The organism is Pseudomonas sp. zfem004 (genome assembly GCF_032621715.1).
Classification (GTDB): domain Bacteria; phylum Pseudomonadota; class Gammaproteobacteria; order Pseudomonadales; family Pseudomonadaceae; genus Aquipseudomonas; species Aquipseudomonas sichuanensis.
On record NZ_JAVYJF010000013.1, the window covers coordinates 55594 to 81134 of the forward strand.

Consider the following 25541-nt stretch of genomic DNA (forward strand, 5'->3'; position numbering starts at 1 on the left):
TCAGGTGGGAGCGGGCTTGCCCCGCGATGGCAGTTCAGGTTGCCACCAACTGTCGTGTCCACAACACGAACCGATCCTTGCCGCTGTGCTTGGCCGCATACAACGCCTGGTCCGCGCGGATCAGCGCCAGGTTCAAGGTGTCGCCACGGTCTACCCGCGCCAGGCCGATGCTGATGGTCACCGCGTGCTCGCCGACATCCTCACGCACCCGCCGGCACAACGCGCCGACCTGCTGCTCGGCGCCTTGCTCGTCCAGCCCCTGGAAAAAAATGGCGAACTCCTCGCCACCCAGCCGGGCAATCTCGTAACCCGTCATGGCGGCCCGAATATGCGCGGCCACGCGTTTGAGTACCTCGTCACCGATGTCATGGCCGAAGCGGTCGTTGACCTGCTTGAAGTTGTCGATATCGATCATCGCCAGGTATTGCCCCGGTGCGGCCAGTTGCAACTGGCGCTCGGCCTTGGCCATGAACGAGCGGCGGTTGGGGATTTCGGTCAGGGCATCGATGTAGGCCTGCTCCAGCAGCACCTTGGTCAGGTAGAAGTTGTGCAGCTTGGCCTGGCGCAGGCGCAGGTAGCTGTAGATCACCAGGCCGCTGAGGAACACCGCATAGCTGAGCAGCAGGGCGCCTTCGAGCGCGAAGGGCTCGACCCGGGTGTGGTGGAAGGGGTTGAGCACCACCCAGGCGATGGCCATGGCGCAGAAGAACGACCAGCGCCGTACCGGCAGCACCGACACGGTGTACAGCACGGTCGAGACGGTCAGCACCAGCCACACCGGGCGCACGGTGATGGGTACGCCTTCGATGACCAGGCGCAGCCCGAGGGTGATCACCGCCATGAACAGCAGGTTGAGCACATCGAAGTGCTGGCTGCGGCGGGTAAAGCCCAGCACCACCGTGAGGCAGCCGAGCACGGCCAGGAAAATCGCCGAGCGCCAGGTCAGGCCCTGGTCGCCCAGGTAGCTGACGATCAGGTCGAACACCACCCAGATGCAGATGCCGACGCAGAAGATCAGCAGGCAGAAGCGGCGCATGGCCTCGAATTCGTGCTGGCGGAACTCGGCGCGCAGGGCGGCCGGGGCGACCTGCTGGCGGATGTGGGCTTCGAGGGTTTTGTACATGTTCAGGGTTGCCTGCAGCTGATGTTTTGTTGTCTCGGGCCTATCGCGGGGCAAGCCCGCTCCCACGGAGCCCCGTGAAGGCACTCACTCCAAATGGCAGGGTTCAATCTTGCGACAGCACACCTTTTGCCCAAGGCCGGTAACGCAAGGCAAACACCGCTTCGGTATGGCATCCCCCGGTCAACATCGGCTGCGCGGGCTCGGCGCGAAACGCTTGCCCTGGCGCACTGACCTGGCGAAAGGCTTCGCGAACGATCCCCACCCGGCACGGCAGCGCCTGTTCGTAAGCCTGGCGCACCAGTGGTGGCAAACGCCCGGTACCGACGCCGTCCTGCCACCAGACACTCAGCCCAAGGCTGGCGAGCTCGTCGAGCCAAGCGCCGTTGACCCCTGGCGAGAGCTGCCCGGCGCTGAACGTACTGATATGCAGCGGCTTGTCCAGTTGGCGGTTGAAAGCCTGAAGTTGTGTTTGCAGCGCTTGCCGACGCTCGGGGTCGCGAAAGTGCAGATCGTCCAGTTCCATGGGCAGGTACCAGCCGGCTACCGGCAGTTGCCAGCTGTCGCGCAGGTGCTGATAGTGGCTCAGCGAGCGGCCCAGCTGAGCCTTGAAGTAGTTGTTCAGGCCTTCACCATCCAGTTGCTCCAGCCGCTGGTAGTAGGCCGGGTCCATGTACAGCCCCAGCACCAGCTCCAGCCCTTGGGCACGGGCTTCACGCAGGCTGGCGGCGAGCCAGCCGTCGCTGCCGCCGAAATCGCTGTCGCCATAGGCGCTCCACTGCACGATCAAGGTCTTGCCGCCTTGGGCCACGGTGGCGTGCCATAGCTGCTGCCATTGGGCTGGGGTGACCGTGGCATCGCGGTTGAGCGGCTGGTAGAACAGGCGCTGGTCGGCCTGCGCGGGCAGGCACAGGGCAAGCAGGCAAGCCAGCATCAGCGTACGCATCAGAAGTTCATCTCCACACCCAGCAGTACACCGTTGGCCCGCTCGTAGAGGTTGCCGCCCAGCGACTGCTGGTACTCGGCACGCACCTTGAGGGAGCCGCGATAGGCGTTGTAACGGTCGTCGTCGAACCACCACTGCCAGCGCACGCCCACGCCCGTGCGGGCATCCTGGCGCCAGTCGTTGCTTGGGTCCTGGCTGGAAAACTCGAGGAAGCCGTAGGGCATGATCGTCTGCGGCGAGTCACCGCGCAGCTTCCAGGCATGCCCTTGCTGGAAGCGCGACAGCCAGGCATGGTCGCCGGCGCGGGTCCACCAGGCAGCGTCGAGGTAGAGGAAGCGCTCGTCCCAGTCGTCCTCGTCGATGCGCCAGTCGTTGCGGTAGCGGCCCTGGTCGAGGAGCGACGCCGTGGCCCGCAGCAGCAGGTCGTTGCTCGATTCGGCGTGGTGACGCAGGTCGCCCCAGTTGCCGCCGACCTTGGCCGGGCTGAGCAGCTCGCCCAGGCTCAGGCCGCTGTAGTGGTCGTTGTCGATCTGGCGTTGGTGGTACAGCTCGGCGTACAGGTTGAGATTGGCCTGGCCCAGCGGCTTGTAGCGCAGGCCCACGCCGGTGCCCATGCTTTGCGCGTAGTCAGTGCGGCTCTGGCCGCCGAACAGCACCCGGCCATACACCGACAGCGTGCTGCCGTTGCGGCTGGGCTCTTCGCCCAGGGCGTGGTCCCACATGGCCAGCTGGACGTTCTGCGATTGGGCACGGCGCGAGCTGCCGCTGCGCTCGCCGGTATCGAGGAACTTGTCGTTGGTCGAGGTGCCGGCCGGCGACCAAGTGCTGGCCAGGGTGATGCTGTCACGCCGTGACAGGGTCTCGTGGGCGCGGCGCTGGCGGTATTTGCGTGCCTCCAGGCTGCCGAACTCGTCGTCGCCGTCGACCAGGTTCTGCTCCACGTCCAGTACCCGACGCAGCTCGCGGCGGGCGGCGGCGCTGTTTTCGGCTTCGTCGTAGCGCAGGGCCAGGGTTTCGCCGAGGCGGTAGTCCTCGGGGAAGTCGCGGGTGGCCTGCTCCAGGTAAGGAATCGACTGGCGGCGCTGCTGCGGGTCGGGCGAGCCGGCCAGGCGCATGCCGTAGTCGGCGCGGTAGCGAGGCTGGTTGGGTGCCAGGCGCACCGCTTCGGCGAGCCATGCGGTGCTCTGGGCGCTATCACCGGCCTGCTGGGCGGTGCCGGCGGCGGCATAGTAGTGGTCGGCGCGCGGCGCGTGGCGCAGGGCTTCGTGTTGGTACGCCAGCGCTTGTGCGGTATCGCCCTGGCGCTGGGCGATGGCGGCACCCAGTGCCCAGTCGTCGGCGCTGTTGTGCGCTGCGGCGTCCCAATGGCGGCGTGCGGCGTTGGCGTCGCCGGCATTCAAGGCGCTGCGTGCGGCGGTTAGGCGGGCGTTGTCGGTCCAGGCACTGGCCGGCAGGCTGTTCCAGATTGCCAGGGCCGCCTGGGAATCCCCCGAGGCCTCCAGGGCGTAGGCCAGGGGCAGCCGGCTGCCGGTGTCGCCCAGGCGCTCGGCGGCCTGGTAGTAGACCACCGCTTCGCCGGGCCGATCGGGCATGGCACAGCGGCCCAGAGCGCGGTATTGGCCGGCCTCACTCGGGTTGGTCGGGATCGCCCGGCGCACGGCATCGCAGTGGCCGTTCTCGGCCAGGCGGCCGAGCAGTTGCGCGCGGGTGACGGCATCCACCCGTGGCACCAGGGCAAGAATGCGCTGGCTGTTCAGCGGGCCGTCGTTGCGGGCATAGAGGTTGCCCAGGCGTTGCAGCAGCGAGGGCGTGAGGCGGCCCTGACGGCGGTCGTAGGCCTGCTCGAGCAGTTGTCGGGCGCGTTCGGTCTGGCCTTGTTGCAGCCACATGAAACTGGCCTGCTCCAGCGCGGCAAGGTCGCCGGTCTGGCGGTAACGCTGCTCCCATTGCGCAGGCGTGTGGGGTTGCGGTGGGCGAGGCGGGTCGCCGTACAGGCGCTGCTTGAGGATGGCGTAAGCGCGTTCATTGTCGTTGGCCTGGCATTGGCCCAGCTGCTCGCGGGCCAGCGCCGGGTCCTTGCGCGACAGCCAATCGACGGTCTCCAGGCACGGGCGCTGCAATTGGTTGCTCAGGCTGCGCACCAGTGCGGCGTCGTTGCCAGCGCGGGCCAGCTCCCACAATTGCTGGCGCTGTTCAGGCTGCTGCAGTTGTTCGGCGGGCAGGCTCTGCAACCAGCGCTGGGCTTGCTGGTTGTGGCCCATGGCGATGGCACGTTCGGCCATGGCCAGGCGCGCCTGGGTGGCGGCCTGGGGGGATGGGGCGCTGGCCAGCAGGGCGGTCAGGCCCTGTTCGTCGACCTGCTGGATATAGGCGTTGGCCAGGCGCTGCCAGTCTGCCGGCGGCAACTGGCCCTTGGCGGCCAAGGGTTGCAGCTGCTCGATGGTTTCGCCCCAGTTGCGCAACTGTTCGGCGAACGTGCCCCGGGCCAGGCGCAGCACTTTGCTGTCGTCCCGTGGCGGCAACTGGTTGAGCCAGTCCAGGGCGCGGCGCGCACCGCCGAACTTGGCCAGGCTCAGGCTGTAGGCCTGCCACAGGCGGATGCGTTGATTGGTGTTGCTGCTGGCCAACCAGCCTTCCACCTCACTGGCGGGCGGTGGGTCCTGTTCGATCCAGGTCAGGCGCAGCTCGAGCAGGGCGTCGGCATGTTCGGGGTTGTCGTCGAGGTCATCGGCGATGGCCTCGGCCTCCTTGTAGCGGCGTTGGTGGGCAAGGGCTTCGGCGAGCAGGGCGCGGGCTTCGTTGTTGTTCGGCACGCGCTTGAGCACGTGGCGGGTCAGCCGCTCGACCTCGGCCCAGTTGTCCCGTTGCGCCTCACGGTAGCCACGTTCCATGAACGGGTAGCTGGTGAACCGCTGGAAGTCGCTCATCGGCGCCGTTGGCGCGGCCAGGGCGCAAGTGCACAGCATCAGGCTGGCCATACTCAGGGAAAAGCGCGGCGTCATGCCACCTCCCGGGTCAGTTCATAGGCGGCCTGCTGCTCGCTGGCCTGTTCGTCGAGCGCCTGCTGCAACACGGCCTCGGTGATGATCCCGCGTTCGATCAAATGTTCGCCAAGGCTCTGCCGTTCGGGATCGAAGTCGATCAGTGCCTGGTTGAACAGGGTGGTCGGGACCATGCCGCGTACTTGCAGCAGGGTGCCGAGCATGACCTGGTGGGTGCAGACGTTTTCCATCAGCTCGGCATCGTCCTGGTGGCGCTCCAGCACCTTGAGCATCTGCCGGGTCTCGGGCTGCTGCCAGGGGCTCGGGTAGTGGTAGCGCAGGCCGAGCGTGACCCGGCCCTGGGGGGCCAGGCGGGCACGCACCGGGCGCTTGAGCTGGCGGCTGATCACCCCCAGCGAGACCTGGCTGACCGGGCTTTCGCTGGCCAGCACCAGGGTGTCGCCGTCTTCCTCCACCGGTAACACGCCGTAGTGGGTGGCGAGCTTGCGCGGCAGCTTGTCGATCAGTTGCCGCTCGATCTTGAAGGGGTTGAGGGGCGCCCACGGCAGGTCGAGCTGCTCGGCCAGGGTCTGGACCAACTGTTCGCTGGTCAGCCAGCCGCGCAACAACAGCTCACGGCCCAGGCGCCGGCGCACCGGGCTGGTAATCGCCTGCTCCAACTGCTGTTCGGTGATCAGGCCCTTTTCCATCAGGCGATGCCCCAGTGGCGTGCGCGCCGGGGTGGCGAGGGCAGGGAACTCATGGGTGGTCTTGTCCCAGGCCACCCGTCGTGAGTCGCCCATCTCCATCACCTGGCGCAGGGCGCGCAGGTTGGCGAAGAAATTGACGAAGTTGCTCCACATCATGCGCGGCGCCGACAGCAGCCCCTCGAAGATGCCGTAGTAGCGGGTGACGAACCAGAACCGCTGGAACAGCCGGTTGACCAGCAGCAGGCCATTGAGCCAAAGCAGCAGGCTGAGCAGCTTGCTGTCGCTGAGGATCGACATGAAACGCCACGACTCCGGCGCGATCACCGTGACCAGCCACATGGCCAGCAGTACCAGCAACAACAGGTTGACCAGGAAACTCAGCAGGTAGGCGAACAGGCCACGGCGATCGCGCCAGAGGAAGTAGTTGAGTGCGCCGGTGCGGCTCCAGCCGAGGTTGCTGGTGCCCTGGAACACGATGCCGACGATCCACCGCGACTTCTGCCGGATGGCGTGCTGCCAGTCGCGGGGGAAGTGCTCGCGCACGCAGATCACCTGGGCGAACGCGCGGCTCATGCCGGGGCGCCACTCCTGTTTGAGGGCCAGGGCCGGGTCGGTGATGGAGTAGCGGGCGAAGATGCACTTCATGCCCTTTTGCTTGAGCCTGAAACCGATGTCGTAGTCCTCGGTCAGCGATTGCACGTCGAAGGCGATGCCGTCGCCGTCCTCGAGCAGGGCGCTGATCGCCCGGCGGCTGAAGCAGGTACCCACGCCGGCGCTGGGCACCTGGCCGGTGAGCGCCTCGCGCACGATCACGTCCTTGCCGTGGTTTTCGGCGAACTCGTCGACATAGTGCCCGGCGGTGAAGCCTTTCCATTCCGGGGCGTAGGGGTACACCGGGATCTGGATCATGTCCTTGTTCGGCAGCAGGTAGTTGAACAGGCGCAGTTCCATGGGCGAGATGACGTCTTCGGCGTCATGCAGGATGAAGCCGGCGAACTCGATGCGTGCGTCCTGCTGGAAGCGCAGGATGGCGTCGATGATGTTGTTCAGGCAGTCGGCCTTGCTGGTGGGGCCGGGGCGGGCGCAGACCACCTTGTGCACGTTGGGGTAGTGCAGGCACACGGCATCGACGTCGGCCTGGGTTTGCGGGTCGTTGGGGTAGGTGCCGACGAAGATCTGGTAGTTCTCGTAGTCGATGGTCGACGCCGCCAGGCGGGCCATCTCGCCGACCACGCCGACTTCGTTCCAGGCCGGGACCATGATCGCCAGGGGTTTTTCCGGCACCTCGAACAGGCGTTTCTCGTCGGCCTTGTCGTGCTTGTCGTAGATGCGAAAGCGCCGGATCAGCGTACGGCCCCAGTAGCACAGATCGATGAACAGGTCGTCCAGGCCGAGCAGGAACATCAGCGAGGCCAGGATGATGGCAACGATCTTCAGGCCGAACAGTACGTAGGTGAGGAAGTCGACGAAGGCCAGGCTCATGCGTTGGCCCGTGCGGCATGTTGTTCGGCGAACCAGCGGCTCAGGCGCTCGGCGATGCGCTCGCTGGCATGGCCGTCACCGAACGGGGTGTAGACCCGGGCCATGCGCGCGTAGGCGTCGGGGTCGTCGAGCAGTTGGCTGGTTTCGTGGACGATGCGTTCGGTCAGGGTGCCAACCAGCTTCACCGTGCCGCCCTTGAGTACGGCGGGGCGCTCGGTGACCTTGCGCAGGACCAGCACTGGCTTGCCCAGGGCGGGGGCCTCTTCCTGCACGCCGCCGGAGTCGGTGAGGATCAGGTGGGCACGGTTCATCAGCCAGACGAAGTGCGGATAGTCCTGGGGGGCGACCAGGTGGATGTTGTCGCGACCGGACAGCACGCTGTACACGGCGTGCTGCACCTGCGGGTTGAGGTGCACCGGGTAGAGGAACTGAACGTCCGGGTAGCGCAGGGCGAGTTCGGCCAGGGCCAGGCAGATGCGCTCGAAACCGCTGCCGAAGTTTTCCCGACGATGGCCAGTGATCAGCACCATGCGCTGGTCATCGCGCAGCACGTTCAGCGGCGACTCGGCGGCGGGCCGCCAGTTTTCGCGCTGCAGTTTGTCGCGCATCCACAGCAGGGCGTCGATCACCGTGTTGCCGGTGACCTCGATGTGCTCGGGCGGCACGCCCTCACGGATCAGGTTGGCGTCGGAGTCGCGGGTGGGAGTGAAGTGCAGGTCGGCGAGCACCCCGGTCAGGCGCCGGTTGGCTTCCTCGGGCCAGGGTTGCTGCAGGTTGCCGGTGCGCAGGCCGGCCTCGACGTGACCGATGGGAATGTGCCGGTGGAAGGCGGCCAGGGAGGCGATGAAACTGGTGGTGGTGTCGCCGTGCACCAGCACGATGTCGGGCCTGGTCTGTTCATAGGCCCTGTCGAGCTTGTCCAGCAGGTCGCGGGCCAGGCCGTTGAGGGTCTGGTTCTGGGTCATCACCTTGAGGTCCTGGTCGACCCGCAGGCCAAAGGCGGTGAGCACTTGTTCGAGCATCTCGCGGTGCTGGCCGGTGGAGCAGATATGCAGGTCGACTTCGGGCCAGTTGCGCAGCACCCGGGCCAGTGGGGCCATCTTGATTGCTTCAGGGCGGGTACCGAATACCATCATGACGGTGTAGGCCATGGTCTAACTCCTCGTTCGATTCCCTGGACGAAGTTGTAGGACAAAGCGCTCCTCGCGAATGATTGATACAAGCAGTCGGAGGCGTGGTTGTCCAATGGGGGAGTGGGCGCAAGCGGTCCAGGTCAATGCCATGGGTTTGCACGGCAACTTGTGGAGTTGTGCGTGCCGGCGAGGGTTCAAAATTTATTGCAGGCTTTTTCAAGGAGGCCAGATTTTGTTATGTTGTAGCTCTTTGTTTTCGGGAGCGGCACATGCAAGGCAAGGCCCGCAAGATCGTCCAGGCCATCCTCTACGAGGCTATCGCCGTGGCCTGCGTGGCACCGGCGCTGGAGCTGGCGTTCGGCGCCGGCATGGCCGAATCGGCGGTGTTGTCGATGCTCATGTCGGCGATCGCCATGAGCTGGAACATGGCCTTCAACTGGGCCTTCGAGCGCTGGGAAGCGCGCCAGCCCCAGCGCAGCCGCACCTTCCTGCGCCGGCTGTTGCATGCCCTGGGTTTCGAGGGCGGGCTGGTTCTGATCCTGCTGCCGCTGGTGGCCTACTGGCTGGGTATCAGCCTGTGGGCGGCGCTGATCACCAACCTGGCGTTGTTCGCCTTCTTCTTTGTGTATGCCTTTGTCTTCCAGTGGGGCTTCGACAAGGTGTTCGATGTACCGCTATCGGCACAGGACGCCGCGAAAGGGTGTTGACTTGCCAGAACTGCGCAGGATAAGTTCCCGACCCATGAACACATTCCCGCACCTGCGCACCGCGAACATTATTATTACCGCCATTATCGAATTGGCGGGCTAGCGCGTACGTGCACCGAACCCGCCCTGGAGGCGGGTTTCTTCTCTCTGACTCCTGGGCAACATCAACAAGACCAGGAGTCATCGATGACCAATCTGAGCGTCAGCCCCCGTACAACGCCCCAGCAACTGCTGTCCGAGCAGGTGCGCCGCATTCTTGGCGCGCCGGTATACGACCTGGCCATCGAGACCCCGCTGCAACCGGCTCCTGCGCTGTCGACCGCGCTTGGCAACCCGGTACTGCTCAAGCGTGAAGACCTGCAGCCGACGTTCTCGTTCAAGATCCGCGGCGCCTACACCCGCCTGTCACGCCTGACCGACGCTCAGCGCGCGCGCGGGGTGATCACCGCCTCCGCGGGCAACCACGCCCAGGGCGTGGCCATGGCGGCCTCGCACCTGGGCATCAAGGCCACCATCGTCATGCCCACCACCACGCCTTCGCTGAAGGTCGAAGGCGTGCGCTCGCGTGGCGGCCATGTGGTGCTCCACGGCGAGAGCTTCCCCCATGCACTGGCCCATGCGCTGGCTCTGGCCGACCAGGACGGCGCGACCTTCGTGCCGCCGTTCGACGACCCCGACGTGATCGCCGGCCAAGGCACCGTGGCCATGGAGATCCTGCGCCAGCACCCTGGCCCGTTGCACGCGATCTTCGTGCCGGTGGGCGGCGGCGGGCTGATCGCCGGCATTGCCGCCTATGTGAAGTACCTGCGCCCGGAGGTGAAGGTGATCGGCGTGGAACCGGCCGACTCCAACTGCCTGCAGGCCGCCCTGGCCGCTGGTGAGCGGGTGATCCTGCCGCAGGTGGGGACTTTTGCCGACGGCGTCGCGGTGGCGCAGATCGGTGCCCACTGCTTCGAGCTGTGCCGGCACTTCGTCGACGAGGTGGTGACGGTCGGCAACGATGAGCTGTGCGCGGCTATCAAGGACATCTACGACGATACCCGCTCGATCACCGAGCCCTCCGGTGCCCTGGCGGTGGCCGGGATCAAGAAATACGTGGCCCGCGAAGGGCTGCAGGGGCAAGTGCTGGTGGCCATCGACTCGGGTGCCAACGTCAATTTCGACCGCCTGCGCCATGTGGCCGAGCGTGCCGAGCTGGGTGAGCAGCGCGAGGCGGTGATTGCCGTGACCATCCCTGAGCAGCCCGGCAGTTTCCGGGCGTTCTGCCAGGCCCTGGGCAAGCGCCAGATCACCGAGTTCAACTACCGCTATTACCCAGGCAAGGAGGCGCGGCTGTTCGTTGGCGTACAGACCCACCCGCAGCACGACCCGCGCGAGCAACTGCTGGCGAGCCTGGCCGGGCAGGGGTATCAGGTGCTCGACCTGACCGACAACGAACTGGCCAAGCTGCATGTGCGCCACACCGTGGGTGGGCATGCCGCGCCAGGGGTGAACGAGAAGGTGCTGCGCTTCGAGTTCCCCGAGCGGCCGGGTGCGTTGCTGGGCTTCCTCGAGCGCCTGGGCAAGCGCTGGAACATCAGCCTGTTCCATTACCGCAACCACGGCGCGGCCGAAGCGCGGGTGTTTGCCGCGCTGGAGGTGCCGGATGACGAGTTGCAGGGGTTGCCGGCGGCGCTCGACGCGATGGGCTACCGCTATTGGGACGAGACCGACAACCCGGCATACCGCCTGTTCCTGGGGTAAGGCCCAGGCGGTTGCAGCTCAGCTGGAATGGGCGATATGCCCTTCGACCAGTTCGTCCGCAGGCTCTTCCTCGCCCGGCAGGGCGGTGATGACACTGAAGTCGCTGACTTCGACTTCACCGCCGCCGTAGCCCAGCAAGTGGAAGGAAAAAGCCTTGCGCTGCGTCGGGTTGTCGAAGTCGAACTCCATCTCCAGCGGCTGGCCAGCGGTCACCAGCACCTCTTCGGGCAGGCCCAGCTGCACGTCCTGCTCGCTTTCCTTGGCCTTGAGGCGGATATAGGCGTCGTGCTGCGGGTCGAGCGCGCGGACCTTGATGCGCACCTTGGTGCGCGAACCCTCGGGCATCTCCAGGTATTGGGCGCCGATCAGGTTGTCGGCCCAGTCGTCGCGGATGCGCTCATGCAGGGCGATGGGCGCCGGCCCGCCGAATTGGTATCGCAGGTTGAGCGGGGTTTGCAGCAGCGACTGGTCGAGGGTGGTTGCCAGCAGGTTGATCTGCGGTCCGAGGCTGTCCTCGCCACGGCCAAGGAATTTGGCCTGCTCGGCGATGAAGCCTGTGCTGGCGTAACGCCGGCAGCGTTGCTGGAAGTCGCACTCGCTGAGGGTGCCCTGGCCATCGTGGTAACGCAGCACGCCGTTGGTGTAGGCGATCATCTCGCGCCCGGTGTCGTAGTCGCGGTACAGCGAGCGCCCGGCCAGGGCCGCGGGGATCGGCAGGGCATAGTAGTCGAGCAGCGAGGTGGCCAGGTCGATATGGCCGTAAGTGCCGCGCTTGAGCCGTGGCAGCTGGGCCTGCTCGGGGGCGAGGGTCAGGTTGAAGCCCCAGGATGACGCCAGGCGCACGCCATCGATGCCGTGGGACTCGTCCGAGGTGATCACCACCAGGGTGTCCTTGAGCACACCCTGGCGTTCCAGGTTGTCGAGGAAGCTGCCCAGGGCATCGTCGAGGTAGGCAACGGCGGCCTGCTTGGCGGTGTCGTAGCGTTGCAGGTAGTCCTCTGGCGCCGAATAGGGCTGGTGGGTGCCGACGGTGAGCAGGGTGAGCATCCAGGGTTGGCGTTGCTTGCGCAGCTCGCCGACATAACCCAGGGCCCCTTCGAAGAAGGCGCGGTCGTCCTTGCCCCAGGGGAATTCCAGGTAGTTGTCGTTGTTGAACCATTCCAGGCCATGCACCGCGTCGAAGCCGATGTGCGGCATGATCCGGTCCTTGGCCATGAAACGCAGCCCGGCGCCCTGCAGGTAGTGGGTGGAGAACCCGGCCTGGCGCAGTTGCGCCGGCAGGCAGGCCTGGTTGCGCAGGTCCTGGGTCAGCAGCTCGACGCCCTTGGGCGTGCCGTTGGCCAGCTTGTCGTAGTCGCCGCAGAGCATGGCGTACAGGCCGCGAATGGTCTGGTGGGTGTGCAGCACGTAGTCCGGCGTGTTCATGCCGCGCTCTGCCCAGCGGCTGAGGTTGGGCATCAGGTCCTGGTCGAAGTGGCTGCCGATGGCTTCACGGTTGGCGCGAATGTAGGCGCCGGGGATGCCTTCCAGGGTGATGACCAGCAGATTGCGAGCGCTGCCAGGGCCGGCCAGCAGCCTCTGGCCGTTGAGGTCGGCCTGGGTCAGCCCGGCGCTGGGCAGTGGTGTCACCGGGGTTTCGCCCATGGCCAGTACCCGTGCGCGCTGCTGCAGGTTGCCAGTGGCGGCCGAAAGCAGTTGGTGCGGCAGGTTGTACTGGCGCCATTGATCGGCGTCGGAGGGGAACAGCTGCTCGCTGCCCCAGTGGCTTGCCAGCAGCACCACGGGCAGCGCCCAGGCTGCGCGTGGCAGTGGTTGGCTGCGCTTTCCACGGCTGAACCAGCTGCTGGCCAGCAGCACCAGCAAGGCACTGCCCAGCAGCCAGGGTAGCCAGGGGTGGGCGAGGGCGCCGCCGGTGGAGTTCTCCATGAACTGCGGGTCGAACAGGTAGTGCAGGTCGGTCTGGTTGGGCAGGCGGCCGACCGCGCTGACCAGCTCGGCCGAAGCGATCAGCAAGGCGCCCCAGGCCAGCAGTACGGGCAGGGCCAGCCAGCTTGGCCAGCGTCGCAGCAACATCACCAGCAGGCTGCCGATGGCCAGGTCCGAAAGGTAGCCCAGGGGGTCGGACCAGCCCAGCAGGGCACGCACCACCAGGGGGATGACCAGCACCAGTGTCACCAGGGCAAACAACCGGGCGCGGGGGTGGCCGAGCAGGTTTCTCACGTAAGCATTCCTCTTGCCATGAAACTGTCACACAAATGTGCGCGATGATATCAGGCCGGAGGTATGAAAGTGCCTTAGGACAAGGCTGGTTACCAAAACGTGGGCTCGTCACGCGAGCCCTGTTCTGCTGGCAAGTTCAGAAGTAGTACGGGAATTTCAGGCTGAACGAGAAGTCCGGCGCATCTTCGGTCAGGCCAATGGCCAGGTTCGGCACGATGGTCAGGTTGTCGGTGGCGGCGAAGGTCAGGCCGACGTTGAAGTTGGCTGCGTTGTAGTCGCTGTTGGAGATCGACTGCCAGTCGCCACCGTCGGGCCTGATCTTGCTTTTGCGAGCGAACTGGTCGGTGACCGAGAACGACATGCTCATCCGCTCGTTCAGGGCGAAGGCGATACCGCCGCCGATTTGCCAGGAGTCGCCGAGCTTCACGTCACCCTTGACCTTGGTGTTGGCCTGGGGGCTGATGTCGCTGAACGAATCCTGCACGTTATAGGTGTAGGACAGGCTGCCGAACAGCACGGCCGGGTCGAAGGTCTTGACCAGCGAGATACCCGGGGTGATCGACCACACGCCATTGCCGGTCGGCAGGTCTTCGGGGATCGCCAGGTTGTCGTTGCCTGGGTCCTGCCGGAGTTTGATCCCGTAAGGGTCCTTGCCGGTCGGTGCCTTGATGCGCAGCGTGGCGACCGCGTCAGGCCAGTTCTCCGACTCGTCGATGAACTTGTAGGCCACCCCGACGTTGACGTCGCCAAGGGTGGGGTCGCGAGTGACGGTGCCTTCGGAGTTCGCCGCGGCGGCCCCCCCCGCGCCCCCGGAGGAATAGGTGGATTCGCGATACACGATGGGCGCGTTGATGTCGAACTGCCAGCGCTGGTCGACGTTGTAGCGTGCGGTCAGGTCCAGGGTCCAGTTGTCAGCCTTGACACGGTCGATGTTGATGTTGCCAAGGAAAATCGCGTCCAGCGCCAGAAAGCCGTTGAGGGTCAGCGCACGGGTGTCGTAGTGGGTGTAGGTCAGGCCGGTTTCGACGCTGAACTTGCCGCCACCAAAGAAGCCACTGGCTTCGTCGTACAGGTTGGAGACGCTTTGCGCGGGCTGGGAGTCGTCCTGCAGCGACTGACCGTAGGAGCTTCCGGTCGTGCCTGGTGCGCCAGTGGCCACGGTATTGGAACCCTTGACCCCTTCGGCGGGCGACTTGACCAGGCGTTTTGGGGCAGGTGCTGGCGGGGCTTCCTCGACTTGCCTCAGGCGTTGTTCCAGCACCATCAGGGCATTTTGTTGCGCTTCATAGCGTTGCTTCAGTTGGACCAGCTCCTGTTTCAGCGCTTCGACTTGTGGGTCCGATGCTGCCAGCAGGGTGGCAGGGGCCAAGGTACTCAGACAGACGATAGTTCTGAACGTCAACAAACGATGCATGGATTAGCCGTCCCTTCTGACTGCAAACGATGAGACTGAGCGTAGATCAGTATCCGAGATTGCGAAGGCCTTTGAGTTGGTCCAGGTTGGCGTTCATCGGCCCTGCCGCGGCGTTGTCGCGCAGCACCACATTGAGCGAGGTGATGTTGCGCACCTGGTTGCTGGAGCCGAGCAGGGTGGTGCTCTGCATCAGCCCACCCTGGCCCAGGCGCTGCAGGGTATTGCCCTGGTTGTTGCCGGCGATGATGTTCATCTGCACGCCATTGCCGGCCGAAGAGACACTCAGCGAACCTGCACCGTTGGCTCCGGTCAGGGTCGAGCCTGCAGCCAGCGCCTGGCCTTGCGCTTGGTCAGCCAGTGGCTGGTTGCCCTTCACAACGGTGATCTGGACATCGTTGTAGGCACTGTTGTAGTCGCCCGCCGCGCGTACCACTTGGGTGACCCCTTGGGTGCTGTTGAGGCCAGCACCCCCGGTGACGGTACCGGTACCGGCGCTTTGGGTCTGCGACGAGCCGCTGCCTTTTTCATTGATGATCGACACATAGAACTGTGGCTTGATAGTCGATTGTTGAATCTGCATCGAGGAGGTGGCGCCGATCACTTCACCGTTGGCGTTCTGCCAGGTGCTGGACATGACGATGCCGAAACTGACGATCCGCCCCGGCATCACGTAACGCCCGCGTAGATTCGCCAGTTCCTGGTCCTTGAGCTCGATGGGTTTGAACGTTTCTGCCTGGGTTGGCAGGCTTGCGGCCAGGCAGGCCGCAATCAGCCAGATCGGAGTCTTCATGGGAGGTTCCCCAGGGCGTCATGCCCGATTCGTTAGAAGAAGTCGCTTCTGATGAAACCGAAATCCAGCAACTCTGCGTCCTTGACCGGGGTGAATTGGTTGACGCGGTTCTTGGCGCTGAGCGGAAGGGGTGGCTCGAGCAGCGCATTGCCCTTGTCGTAGCCTTGGCCGATGACGGCGAAGATGATGCCGTTCCAGCCCTTGACGAAATCGTCGATCTTGAAGCGTTTGTGGCCCAGCACCGGGTCGCCGATGTAGACCCAGCCCCTGTCGACCCGCTGCATGACCACGAAATGCTTGTAGCCACGGATATCCATCAGCACCACTACCGGGATGCGGATGTCATGCAGGGACTCTGGCGCTACCCGATAGCCACGGGCGCGCATGCCCAGGCTTTCCACGTAGCGTTTCATGTCGAGCATCGAGAAGCCCTGGGTGCGGACCAGGTCCTGGTCGGCATTGGCCAGCATGCCCTCGATCACATGTTGCTCATCCACGTCCAGCCAGTAGGCCTGGCGCAGGATGGTTGCCAGCGACGCGGCGCCGCAACTGAAGTCGGTTTTCTGCTGCACAAGGTCGGCGAACTTGCGTTCGCGAATGCTCTGGATCGGTTTGTAGATGACCGCGCCACCCGGCAGGACGGACAACGGCATCTGGGCGGCTTCGATCACACTGGCCAGGCACAGCAGTAACGCCAAGGCGAAAATTCGCATGTTCGATGCCCCCATCGGTCCAGTTCGAAGGAAGGCCCCCCGAAGGGGGCCTCCTGGCTACAGCGATCAGAACGAGGTGTTGGAGATGGCCAGCGAGTTGCTTTGCTGGTTGCCCACACCGGCGGCCACGTTGACGCCCAGGTTGCCGCTGCCACCGTTCAACGAACCACTCATGGTGGCGTTGTTGGTTACAGGGTTGGCCCAGCCGGTCGGGGTCAGCACTTGGAAGGACACAGTGTTGCTCAGCGAGTACTCGCTAGCTTCGCTCCAGCTCTTCGAGATGCTGTCCGACGATTGCGAAGCTTTCTCGCCGGATTTCTCGTAGGCCGAAGCGTTGGCTTTTTCCCAGGCCGATTCGTGTGCCTTCTCGTATGCGTTGTTGCGAGACTTGTCATACGACGAGTCATGGTTGCGATCATACGAAGAGTCATACGCCTTCTCGAACGACGAGTTGCGAGTCTTGTCGAACGCCGAGTCGCTGGACGAGCTGTGCGACTTGTCGATCGATGCGTCGAGCGAGGCGGTCAGCGAAGCATCGAACTCACCACTGCTGGAGCGGGTGCGGTTGCCGAAGGTTTGCGACTGCGAGGCACTGCCCGCAGCGCTGGCATCCAGCGAAGCAGTCACCGAAGCGCTCGAGGTCGAGCTGTGGTCGCTGCTGGCGGTGCCGTTGACATTCGAGCTGTGGGAGCCGCTGGCATTCATGCTGTTGGAGCCGCTGGAGCTGCTGCTGTTGGAGCCACTGGCAGTCATGCTGCTAGAGCCGCTGGAGCTGCTGCTTTGCGAGCCACTGGCGCTGCTGCTTTGCGAGCCAGACGCGCTATAGCTGGAGCTGGAGCTCTTGTCGATGCTGGCATCGAACGAACCGCTGCTAGAGGACGAACCGCTCTTGGTGGTGGTGAGCGTTATCGTATCGACGCGGTAGGTGCGATCGGCTCTGTTTTCGACGGTCAGGCCAGGTCCATTCTGGTTGGCCGAAGCAGTGGCGGTGGAGTTGCCGACGGGCGCACTGTTGTTGGCAATGGCCATGGTGTTTTTCTGCTGGTTCAGGTCGCCGCCCGCGACGTTGATACCCACGTTGCCGCTGGTGTTGTCAGCCGAGCCGCTCATGACTGCGGAGTTTTGGGTAGACCAGTTGTACACGCGGTTGTTGTTGCTGTACTGGTCGACCTTGGCGGTGGCAGTTGCGGTGCCGAACACAAAGTCGTTGTCGGACGCGGTGTTGGCGATGGCCGCTGCGTTGTCCTGCTGGTTGCCATTACCGGCCGCCACGTTGATGCCGACGTTACCGCTGGCGCCACTGGCGGAGCTGCTCATCTCGGCATTGTTGACGGTGCCTTCGTTGATGATCTTGTTACCGGTGCTTCTTTGCGCATCGGTCGCTTTGGCCGTGGCGCTGGTGTAGACCGTTTTGTTGTGGTTGTGGCCACGCCGGTCGTTCTGATCCGCTTGTGCAGCAACAGCCATGACCGCAGCAATTGCGAAAACCAGAGGCTTGATTGCCATCGAGGGTTTCATGGTGTTTCTCCGTCTTTTTAGGTTAAGTGTTGTGCTTACCTTTTTTGGGTCATTCCGCGACCCGGACGCTGAGGGTGTTGGCCATGCGGTTTCCCACCCCGGCGCTCTGATTCAACTGAATCACCCCACGGCTACCGGTGAATGCCTGGTCGCTGGTGCTGACCTGGCGATAGCCGGGTGCGGAGTCAGTTGCATCGGAGGTGTTGCGCAGCGCCACGTTCTGTTGCAACAGGACGCTGTCATCGAGACTTTGCGGTTGGGCACTGATGCTGATGCGCAGTGCGTTGGCTTGCTGGGTACTTGCGCCGGCGCTCTGGTTCACGCCCAGTACGCCGCTGCCATGGCTGAAAGCATCGCCCTGGATGCTGGCGCGGCTGTCCCTGGCAGGGTCGACCGTGGTCTGCAGGCGTTGGCGGATCTGTGTCGTCGCATTGGCCGAGTGGCCATTGGCCAAGGCACGGGCGTTGGCTTGTTGCTGGAAGTCGCCGGCCGCCTGGTTGACCGCCATGTTGCCCCGGTACTGGCTGGCGGAACTGTCGATGATGGCGGTGTCGACTATGGGGGATTGGGCAAATGCCGGGGCACTGCAAAGGGTGGCCAGAATCAGCAGCGAATGCCTCATGTCATTGGCCTCGGGTAAGAGCTTGCAGAGGCGCAAGGCCGCGCTGCACGCTGGAATTGACCATGTTGGCGATGCCGTTGCCGGAGCCGGTGCCACGTCCGGCGGCGAGATTGGGCAACTGGGACTGGGTACTGATGTTGCCGCCCATGTTGTTGGTCTGCTGGGTGATCAGGGATGAGATGCCCGCGCCACTGCTGATACTGGCGAAATCACCATCGCTGAGCTCGTGGGTCTGCCTGATGATCTGTGCCGACGGGTTGGCATTGGCCGTGGTCGGGGACGGGTCTGGTATCACCGGCATGCGCGTTGCGTTGCGCACCTGCACATCACGAGTGATGACGATGAGGCCGTTATCGGCCTGGGCCACGAGGCTCAGACTTGCCCCCAGGGTGAAGCCGACCAGCAGGAGGCAAGACACGCCTCTGTCGAATTTCCTCACGATGGCTACTCCCTCAATCGGACGCTGGTCGTTCAGCGTTGCGAGTACAGAGAGCAGAAGCTGTGCCGCTTTTTGTTTTCCGTTGAGAATCAGAGGCTTGTTCGAGCTAACTCGAAAAGCACCGCGATTGCTGTGTCAGCACTGAAACAGTGCCCTGTCCACAGGTGCCGCAGGCCGCGTAGTACGGGGGATGTGAAGAGATTGTCGGGCAGTGTCTCAGCGCTGACACACTTCCCTCATTTCTGGGCGGCGACCCCCATTTGCGGGGGCTGCGCGGTGGTGGGGTGTATCAGTGCATTAACATTCGGTGGCACAGGCTGGCACCTGGCCATCGAGCAGTCGCCCTACTGCGGCGAGGGCGGCGGCACTGCGCTGGGGCCAATCGCCCTCTATCACCTGATAGGGCCGTTGCTGTGCCTGCAGCCAATCCAGGCTGTCGGCAAAGAACTGTTGGCGCAGGGCAAGCTCAGGCTGGCAGCGCAGGCCATCGCCCACCCAGGCCACACCCTCGGGCCTGAGCAGCAGGTGCAGGTCGTAGTGGCGTGCGTTCAGCGCCTGCTCGATCCAGGGCGGGCAATCGGCGAACAGCGCGCGGCTCCAGAGGATGTTGCTGAGCAGGTGGGTGTCGAGAATCAGCAGGGACGGCGCCAGCTGGCGGGCCTGATCCTCCCATTGCAACTGGCCGCGGGCGATGGCGGGGATGTCGGCATAGCAGGTGTCGCGCTGCTCCTGCTCCATGAAATGGCGCACGTACTCACCCACCAGTACGCCACCGAAGTGCGCCTGGATCTCACCGCCAAGCCAGCTCTTGCCGCTGGATTCCGGGCCGCACAGCACCAGTGTCTTCATGCGGCGGCCAGCGCCGGGTCGCGGCGCCACTCCAGCCAACCACGCACGGCGATCAGGGTAAACAGGGCGTACAGTGCGGCGGTGAGGTACAGGCTCTGGTACAGGAACAGGCCGACGAAGATCACGTCCAGCACTACCCACAGCGCCCAGCATTGCAGGCGTTTTTGCGCCATCCACAGTTGCGCCACCAGGCTGAAGCCGGTCAGCGCTGCATCGAGCCAGGGTTGCTCGGCATCGGTGTAGTGGCTCATGGCCGCGCCCAGTACCAGGCTGGCTGCCAGGCCAGCGGCCAGCCCCTTGAGTATCGGCGCCATGGCCAGGCGGGTGACCTGGCGGGCGTCCTCGACCCGGTCCGGGCGGATCCACTGCCACCAGCCGTATAGCTGCAACACCGCGTACACCAGTTGCAGAAGCATGTTCGAATACAGCTTCATCCCGTAGAAGATCCAGCTGTACAGCACGACCATCACCAGCCCGATCGGCCAGCACCAGGGGTTCTGCTTGACGGTGAGCCAGACGGCGATGACGCCGAGCGCGGCGGCGAAGAGTTCGAGGCCGGACATCGGCAATCCTTCAAGGCGGGGAAGGGCGCGATGCTACAAGCAAGGGGCGGCAGGCTTCAAGCGATCGCGGGGGTTTTGCTGGTATAGGGGGATTGGGTTTGGTTTGCGATGTGTTCGGCGAAGGAGATGCAGCGCCTGTGAGATCGAGCGCCGCCCGCGCGGCGCTCGATCTCACAGGCGCCATAAATCCCGCGCCATACCCCTAAGGCCTCAAACACCAGTGAAGGCCTACCTCTAAACCCTGAACTGGCGCAGCAACTGCTCCAGATCCTCACTCAACCGCGCCAGCGCAGTCCCTGCATCACTGGACTGACGCGCAGCTTCGGCGGTCTGCTGCGACAGCCCGGCGGTTTCGGTGACGTTGCGGTTGATCTCTTCCACCACATGGGACTGCTGCAGGGTGGCGCTGGCAATCGAGGCGTTGAGTGCGCCCAGGTTGTTCAGGGCATGGCTGATGGCATCCAGGCTGGTGCCCGCCTCGCGGGCTTGCGCGACGGTCTGGCGCGAGGCCTCGCTGCTGGTGTCGATGGCCTTGACCGCAGCCTCGGACTGCCCCTGCAGGTGCTCGATCATGGTCTGGATTTCGGCAGTCGACTGGGCGGTGCGCTGGGCCAGCAGGCGCACCTCGTCGGCGACCACGGCGAAACCACGGCCTTGCTCGCCGGCACGGGCAGCCTCGATGGCGGCGTTGAGGGCGAGCAGGTTGGTCTGTTCGGCAATGGCGCGGATCACTTCCAGCACGCCGCCGATCTTGGTGCTGTGGCTGGCCAGCTCGCGGATCACCTGGACCGCCTGCTCGATGGTCGCCGAGAGTCGATCGATCTGCTGCAGGCTGCCATGGATCGCCTGCTGGCCATGGCCGACCTGCTGCTGCGCATCGCGCATCTCGCTGGCGGCCTGTTCGGCATGCTTGGCCACGTCGTGCACGGCGTAGCTGACTTCGTTGATCGCCGTGGCCACCTGGTCCATCTGCAGTGATTGCTGGGTGCTGTGCGCCTGGGCGGAACCTGCGCTGTCGCCGACCTGTCCCGCTGACGCGGCCAGGGCGTGGGCGGCGCCCTGCAACTGGCCGACCACGCCCTGCAGCTTGCCGTTGAAGCGGTTGAAGTGCTCGCCCAGATGGGTGATTTCGTCGCGGCCGTGGGTGTCCAGGCGCCGGGTCAGGTCGCTCTCGCCGCTGGCGATGTTGCCCATGGCCTGCACCGCCTCCTGCAGTGGTCGGGCGATGCTGCGGGCAATGAGCATGACCACCAGGGCCATCAACAGGGCGATACCCAGGCCCACCAGCGATGCATCACGCAGTTGGCGGGCGAACTCGGCCTGCACGTCGTCGATGTAGACGCCCGAGCCGATGACCCAGCCCCACGGCTCGAACAGTTGTATGTAGGAGGTCTTGGCCACCGGCTCACTGGCGCCGGGCTTGGGCCAGCGGTAGTCGACCGGGCCGGCGCCCTGGGCACGGGCCAGCTTGACCATTTCGTTGAATACGGCAAACCCGTCGGGGTCGCGGATGGCCGAGAGGTCCTGGCCATCGAGCTTGGGGTTGGCCGGGTGCATGATCATCTTCGGTTGCAGATCGTTGATCCAGAAGTAGTCGTTCTGGTCGTAGCGCAGCCCGCGTACCACTTGCAGGGCCTGCTGCTGGGCGGCTTCGCGGCTGAGTGTGCCGGCGGCCTCCAGGCCCTGGTAGTGGGCCAGCACGCCTGCGGCGGTCTGCACCACATGGCGGGTCTTCTCGGCCTTGGCCTGGTACAGGTCGCCATGGATCTGGCGCAGCATCAGCAACCCCAGCACCAACAGCATGGCCACGGCCACCAACAGGATCAGCCACAGGCGGCGGCTGATCGACATCGACCTCAGGGTCTTCATGATGCGTTACTCCGGTCTTGTTCTTTTTATCGAAGGCATCCAAGCATGCTTTGCCGCCAAGCCACACACGACCAACGGCTAAGTGCGCACAGCGCGCGATCCGTGTTGCAGGTAACGCAAGCCTTGAACCAAGGGCTCTGCTAGGATTTCGGCCGTGTCAGATGAAACCTTTAGGCCGCCGGGCATTTGTGCTGGCATTGCCACTTCTGTCGCTGTAAAAAAGCCGCGCCGCGTGCGGCAACTACGTGAAAATCACTACAAGCGGCCCGCCAGGAGCGGTGCTGCATCGGGGGAATGATGGATTTTTGGAGTGCCTTGCAGGCAATCATCTTGGGCGTTGTCGAGGGCCTGACGGAGTTCTTGCCGATTTCAAGCACCGGGCACCAGATCATCGTCGCCGACCTGATTGGTTTTGGCGGTGAGCGGGCCATGGCGTTCAACATCATCATCCAGCTGGGCGCAATCCTTGCGGTGGTCTGGGAATTCCGGCGCAAGATCTTCGACGTGGTGCTGGGCCTGCCCACCCAGGCACCGGCGCGGCGCTTCACCGCCAACCTGCTGATCGCCTTCATGCCGGCGGTGGTGCTGGGGGTGCTGTTCGCCGACCTGATCCATGAGTACCTGTTCAACCCCATTACCGTGGCTGCGGCCCTGGTGGTCGGCGGGGTGATCATGCTCTGGGCCGAGCGTCGTCAGCACCGCATCGAGGTGGACCATGTCGACGACATGAGCTGGCACCACGCCCTGAAGATCGGTTTCGTCCAGTGTCTGGCGATGATCCCGGGCACTTCGCGTTCCGGTTCGACCATCATCGGCGGCCTGCTGTTCGGCCTGTCGCGCAAGGCGGCCACCGAGTTCTCGTTCTTCCTGGCCATGCCGACCATGGTCGGTGCGGCGGTTTACTCGGGCTACAAGTACCGCGAACTGTTCCAGCCCGGCGACCTGCCGGTGTTCGCCCTGGGCTTCGTGGTGTCGTTCATCTTCGCCATGATCGCCGTGCGCGCGCTGCTCAAGTTCATCGCCAACCACAGCTATGCCGCGTTCGCCTGGTACCGCATTGTCTTTGGCCTGCTGATCCTGGCCACCTGGGAGTTCGGCTGGGTCGACTGGTCGACGGCGCACGGCTGATGGCGCGCCCGCAAACCGCTGCCCGTGGCGAGGCCCAGGGCGTCCGTAATCCACGCCTGAAGCTGCTGGTTCTGGCCGGGCTGTGCCTGTTGCCGGTACTGGGCGGCCTGCAGATGGGCTTGAGCGGGCAGTCGTGGCTGCCCTTGGCGCTGTACCCGCTGGTGAGCCTGGTGAGCCTGCTGCTGTACTGGCAGGACAAGCAGCAGGCGCGCAACCAGGCCTGGCGCACCCCGGAGAAAGTGCTGCACGCCAGCGAGCTGCTCGGTGGCTGGCCCGGGGCGCTGCTGGCCCAGCAGCTGTTTCGGCACAAGACCCGCAAACTGTCCTATCAGCTGGTGTTCTGGGGCATTGTCGCGCTGCACCAGGTGTTCTGGTTCGATCACCTGCTGCTGGGCGGTCGCGGGATGGGGCAGTTGCTGTAGCTAGCCATCGCGGGGCAAGCCCACGCAAAGAGCAGGCTTGCCCCGCGATGCAGAGTCAATCCAGCAACAACCCCACCTGCGTGCGCTTGGGCAAGCGCCGCACCACCAACTGGTGCGAGCGGCGCAGCAGGTCACACAGCTCGTCACGGCCTACGGGGTAGGGCGCAACCATGCTGACCCACTTCGCCCGTGCCAGATAAGGCGCCGGGCGAATCCCCGGCCGATCGCAGTAGCCCAGGAACAGGTCGTCGGCTACCTTGAACGACAAGCCGGCTCCCCCCAGGTCGGCGACGGCAAACATCTTGTTGCCGGCCACCGAAAACACCCGGATCCCGCCCCACTTGTAATCCTCGCGCGCGCCGGGCAACGCCAGGCAGAACTGCGCGATCTGTTCCTCGGTCATCCCTTTCTCAGACATAACGCTCTCCACAGGCTTCGAACGAAATCGCCAGGTGATCGATCCATGCCCGCACCGCCGGCAGCAGGCCGCGCCGGTGCGGATACACCGCCTGCAGGTAGCCGCCGGGCAGCGACCAGTCCGGCAGCAGGCGCACCAGTTCGCCACGTGCCAGCTCTTCCTCGCAGAACATGCTCGGCAGCGCGGTGAAGCCCAGGCCGGCACGCACGGCGGCGTTGCGCACGACGAAGTCATCGATGGCCAGGCGCGGCTCCAGGGCCACCTCTTCCTGGCGGCCGCCCGGCCCGTGCAGGCGCAGGTGCACCAGCCGGTCCGCCTCGGCGGCGCCCAGCACTGGCAGGCTGGCAAGCTCGGCGGGCTCGCGGATGTGGTCGGCAAAACCCGGTGCGGCCACCAATTGCATCTGTGCCTGGCGCAGGCGCCGGGTGACCAGGGCCGGGTCTTCGTCACCCAGGTCGCGCACCCGCAGGGCCACGTCGATGCCTTCGGAGATCAGGTCGACCCGGCGGTTGAGCAGCACCATGTCCAGCTGTACCAGCGGGTACTGGGCCAGGAAGCGGCTGATCACATCGGGCAGGAAGGCATGGGCCAGGGCCACCGGGCAGGACACTCGCAGCCGCCCACGGGGTTCGCTGGACATGCTGGCCACCACTTCATCGGCCATCTCCGCCTCCAGCAGCATGGCCTGGCAATGGTGCAGGTAGCGTTCGCCCACGGCGGTCAGCTTCAATTGCCGCGTGGTGCGTTGCAGCAGGCGGGTGCCCAGACGTTCTTCCAGTTCGGCGATACGCCGTGACAGGCGCGACTTGGGGATGCCCAGCTGGCGGCCAGCGGCAGCGAAACCGCCGGCTTCGACCACCTGGGCGAAATAGAAGAGGTCGTTGAGGTCTTGCATGGAACCGTCTCATTGTTCTATCAGTGGGACAAACTAACGCATTTTTGCTGCCTTATCAGCCATTGGCTGGTTCGATAGGATTCTCCCCATCGTGATCGCCCACCGCCGCGGTCGTCATTTACAGGAGAGTCTCATGAAACTGTTGCACATCGATTCGAGCATTCTGGGCGACAATTCCGCCTCCCGTCAGCTGAGCCGCGAAGTGGTCGAAGCCTGGAAAGCCGCCGACCCGAGCATCGAAGTGGTCTACCGCGACCTGGCTGCCGACGCCATCAGCCACTTCTCCGCCGCTACCCTGGTAGCCGCCGGCACCCCGCAGGACCTGCGTGACGCCGCCCAGGCCCACGAAGCGCAACTGAGCGCCGAAACCCTGGAAGAATTCCTGGCCGCCGACGCGGTGGTGATCGGTGCGCCGATGTACAACTTCAGCGTGCCGACCCAGCTCAAGGCCTGGATCGACCGCATCGCCGTGGCCGGCAAGACCTTCCGCTACACCGAAGCCGGCCCCGAAGGCCTGTGCGGCGACAAGAAGGTGGTCCTGGTGTCCACCGCTGGCGGCCTGCACCAGGGCCAGCCAACCGGTGTTGGCCATGAAGACTTCCTCAACGTCTTCCTTGGCTTCATCGGCATCACCGATGTCGAAACCGTTCGTGCCCACGGCCTGGCCTACGGCCCTGAGCACCGCGCCAAGGCCATCGATGCGGCCCAGGCGCAGATCGCTGGCGAGCTGTTCGCCGCCGCCTGATCACCTGAGCCACTGCAGAGCCGATTGTCGCCTCGAGCGCCGATCGGCTTTTTTCATTCAGTTTTCATGTAGCTGTGCTTGGCCGGGCTCTATGCTGGCGAAACACGTCCGCCC

General features: G+C 64.8%; 22 protein-coding genes and 1 pseudogene. 5 read left to right on the forward strand and 18 right to left on the reverse strand.

Annotated elements, in window-relative coordinates:
- Positions 1-34: 34 nt before the first annotated feature.
- From RTH46_RS15410 to wecB, 5 genes are all read right to left on the reverse strand, one after another.
- Positions 35-1123, reverse strand: coding sequence for a sensor domain-containing diguanylate cyclase (locus RTH46_RS15410; RefSeq protein ID WP_153786994.1), 1089 nt, complete (start codon positions 1121-1123; stop codon positions 35-37).
- A gap of 103 nt (positions 1124-1226) precedes the next feature.
- Positions 1227-2066 carry a DUF4434 family protein gene (locus RTH46_RS15415; RefSeq protein WP_153786995.1) on the reverse strand — a complete coding sequence of 280 codons (840 nt, stop codon included), beginning with the start codon at positions 2064-2066 and terminating at the stop codon, positions 1227-1229.
- On the reverse strand, positions 2066-5068 hold the full coding sequence (locus RTH46_RS15420) for a phage receptor (protein WP_316906039.1): 3003 nt from the start codon (positions 5066-5068) through the stop codon (positions 2066-2068). The genes RTH46_RS15415 and RTH46_RS15420 overlap by 1 nt, the downstream gene beginning before the upstream one ends.
- A complete protein-coding gene (gene nrfB, locus RTH46_RS15425; RefSeq protein WP_153786997.1) occupies positions 5065-7239 on the reverse strand; it encodes a cyclic di-3',5'-guanylate-activated glycosyltransferase NrfB in 2175 nt (724 codons plus the stop codon). Before nrfB ends, RTH46_RS15420 begins: the two co-directional genes overlap by 4 nt.
- Positions 7236-8390 carry a non-hydrolyzing UDP-N-acetylglucosamine 2-epimerase gene (gene wecB, locus RTH46_RS15430; RefSeq protein ID WP_153786998.1) on the reverse strand — a complete coding sequence of 385 codons (1155 nt, stop codon included), beginning with the start codon at positions 8388-8390 and terminating at the stop codon, positions 7236-7238. Before wecB ends, nrfB begins: the two co-directional genes overlap by 4 nt.
- Positions 8391-8641: 251 nt before the next feature.
- Here wecB and RTH46_RS15435 point away from each other — a divergent pair, with 251 nt between their 5' ends.
- Together RTH46_RS15435 and ilvA are read left to right on the forward strand one after the other, a co-directional pair.
- The gene (locus RTH46_RS15435; RefSeq protein WP_153786999.1) at positions 8642-9079 is read left to right on the forward strand and encodes a PACE efflux transporter; all 438 of its coding nucleotides are present in this window, start codon (positions 8642-8644) and stop codon (positions 9077-9079) included.
- 186 nt (positions 9080-9265) lie between these two features.
- Entirely contained in the window at positions 9266-10822 is a 1557-nt protein-coding gene (ilvA, locus tag RTH46_RS15440) for a threonine ammonia-lyase, biosynthetic (protein ID WP_316906040.1), read from the forward strand.
- A gap of 18 nt (positions 10823-10840) precedes the next feature.
- Here the strand turns inward: ilvA and RTH46_RS15445 are convergent, their stop codons facing one another.
- From RTH46_RS15445 to RTH46_RS26325, 11 genes and pseudogenes are all read right to left on the reverse strand, one after another.
- Entirely contained in the window at positions 10841-13042 is a 2202-nt protein-coding gene (locus RTH46_RS15445; RefSeq protein WP_153787001.1) for an LTA synthase family protein, read from the reverse strand.
- 136 nt (positions 13043-13178) lie between these two features.
- On the reverse strand, positions 13179-14456 hold the full coding sequence (locus tag RTH46_RS15450) for a hypothetical protein (RefSeq protein WP_316906041.1): 1278 nt from the start codon (positions 14454-14456) through the stop codon (positions 13179-13181).
- 46 nt (positions 14457-14502) lie between these two features.
- Positions 14503-15246 carry a hypothetical protein gene (locus RTH46_RS15455; RefSeq protein ID WP_153787003.1) on the reverse strand — a complete coding sequence of 248 codons (744 nt, stop codon included), beginning with the start codon at positions 15244-15246 and terminating at the stop codon, positions 14503-14505.
- A gap of 32 nt (positions 15247-15278) precedes the next feature.
- The gene (locus tag RTH46_RS15460) at positions 15279-15959 is read right to left on the reverse strand and encodes a C39 family peptidase (RefSeq protein WP_153787004.1); all 681 of its coding nucleotides are present in this window, start codon (positions 15957-15959) and stop codon (positions 15279-15281) included.
- 66 nt (positions 15960-16025) lie between these two features.
- A complete protein-coding gene (locus RTH46_RS15465; RefSeq protein WP_153787005.1) occupies positions 16026-17477 on the reverse strand; it encodes a heme utilization protein in 1452 nt (483 codons plus the stop codon).
- Between the two features lie 49 nt (positions 17478-17526).
- Positions 17527-18099, reverse strand: coding sequence for an adhesin (locus tag RTH46_RS15470; RefSeq protein WP_279846412.1), 573 nt, complete (start codon positions 18097-18099; stop codon positions 17527-17529).
- Between the two features lies 1 nt (position 18100).
- On the reverse strand, positions 18101-18538 hold the full coding sequence (locus RTH46_RS15475; RefSeq protein WP_153787007.1) for a hypothetical protein: 438 nt from the start codon (positions 18536-18538) through the stop codon (positions 18101-18103).
- A 297-nt stretch (positions 18539-18835) separates the two neighbouring features.
- Positions 18836-19387 carry an AAA family ATPase gene (locus RTH46_RS15480; RefSeq protein WP_153787008.1) on the reverse strand — a complete coding sequence of 184 codons (552 nt, stop codon included), beginning with the start codon at positions 19385-19387 and terminating at the stop codon, positions 18836-18838.
- Entirely contained in the window at positions 19384-19950 is a 567-nt protein-coding gene (gene pnuC, locus RTH46_RS15485) for a nicotinamide riboside transporter PnuC (RefSeq protein ID WP_153787009.1), read from the reverse strand. Before pnuC ends, RTH46_RS15480 begins: the two co-directional genes overlap by 4 nt.
- Before the next feature lie 234 nt (positions 19951-20184).
- On the reverse strand, positions 20185-20919 hold the full coding sequence (locus tag RTH46_RS26320; RefSeq protein ID WP_371923701.1) for a methyl-accepting chemotaxis protein: 735 nt from the start codon (positions 20917-20919) through the stop codon (positions 20185-20187).
- Between the two features lie 138 nt (positions 20920-21057).
- Positions 21058-21819, reverse strand: a pseudogene (locus RTH46_RS26325) (cache domain-containing protein); the annotation flags it as partial.
- A 297-nt stretch (positions 21820-22116) separates the two neighbouring features.
- Here RTH46_RS26325 and RTH46_RS15495 point away from each other — a divergent pair.
- Together RTH46_RS15495 and RTH46_RS15500 are read left to right on the forward strand one after the other, a co-directional pair.
- Positions 22117-22947: an undecaprenyl-diphosphate phosphatase gene (locus RTH46_RS15495; RefSeq protein ID WP_125466206.1), complete on the forward strand. Its 831-nt coding sequence runs from the start codon at positions 22117-22119 to the stop codon at positions 22945-22947.
- On the forward strand, positions 22947-23369 hold the full coding sequence (locus RTH46_RS15500) for a DUF1294 domain-containing protein (protein WP_153787011.1): 423 nt from the start codon (positions 22947-22949) through the stop codon (positions 23367-23369). Before RTH46_RS15495 ends, RTH46_RS15500 begins: the two co-directional genes overlap by 1 nt.
- Before the next feature lie 55 nt (positions 23370-23424).
- On the opposite strand, the gene RTH46_RS15505 is transcribed toward RTH46_RS15500, so the two are convergent.
- Together RTH46_RS15505 and RTH46_RS15510 are read right to left on the reverse strand one after the other, a co-directional pair.
- Complete coding sequence (locus RTH46_RS15505; RefSeq protein ID WP_316906043.1) at positions 23425-23787, reverse strand: MmcQ/YjbR family DNA-binding protein; 363 nt, start codon at positions 23785-23787, stop codon at positions 23425-23427.
- Positions 23780-24682, reverse strand: a complete 903-nt coding sequence (locus RTH46_RS15510; RefSeq protein WP_153787012.1) for a LysR substrate-binding domain-containing protein — start codon at positions 24680-24682, stop codon at positions 23780-23782. Before RTH46_RS15510 ends, RTH46_RS15505 begins: the two co-directional genes overlap by 8 nt.
- Positions 24683-24815: 133 nt before the next feature.
- Here RTH46_RS15510 and RTH46_RS15515 point away from each other — a divergent pair, with 133 nt between their 5' ends.
- Positions 24816-25427: an FMN-dependent NADH-azoreductase gene (locus RTH46_RS15515; RefSeq protein WP_153787013.1), complete on the forward strand. Its 612-nt coding sequence runs from the start codon at positions 24816-24818 to the stop codon at positions 25425-25427.
- Positions 25428-25541 lie beyond the last annotated feature (114 nt).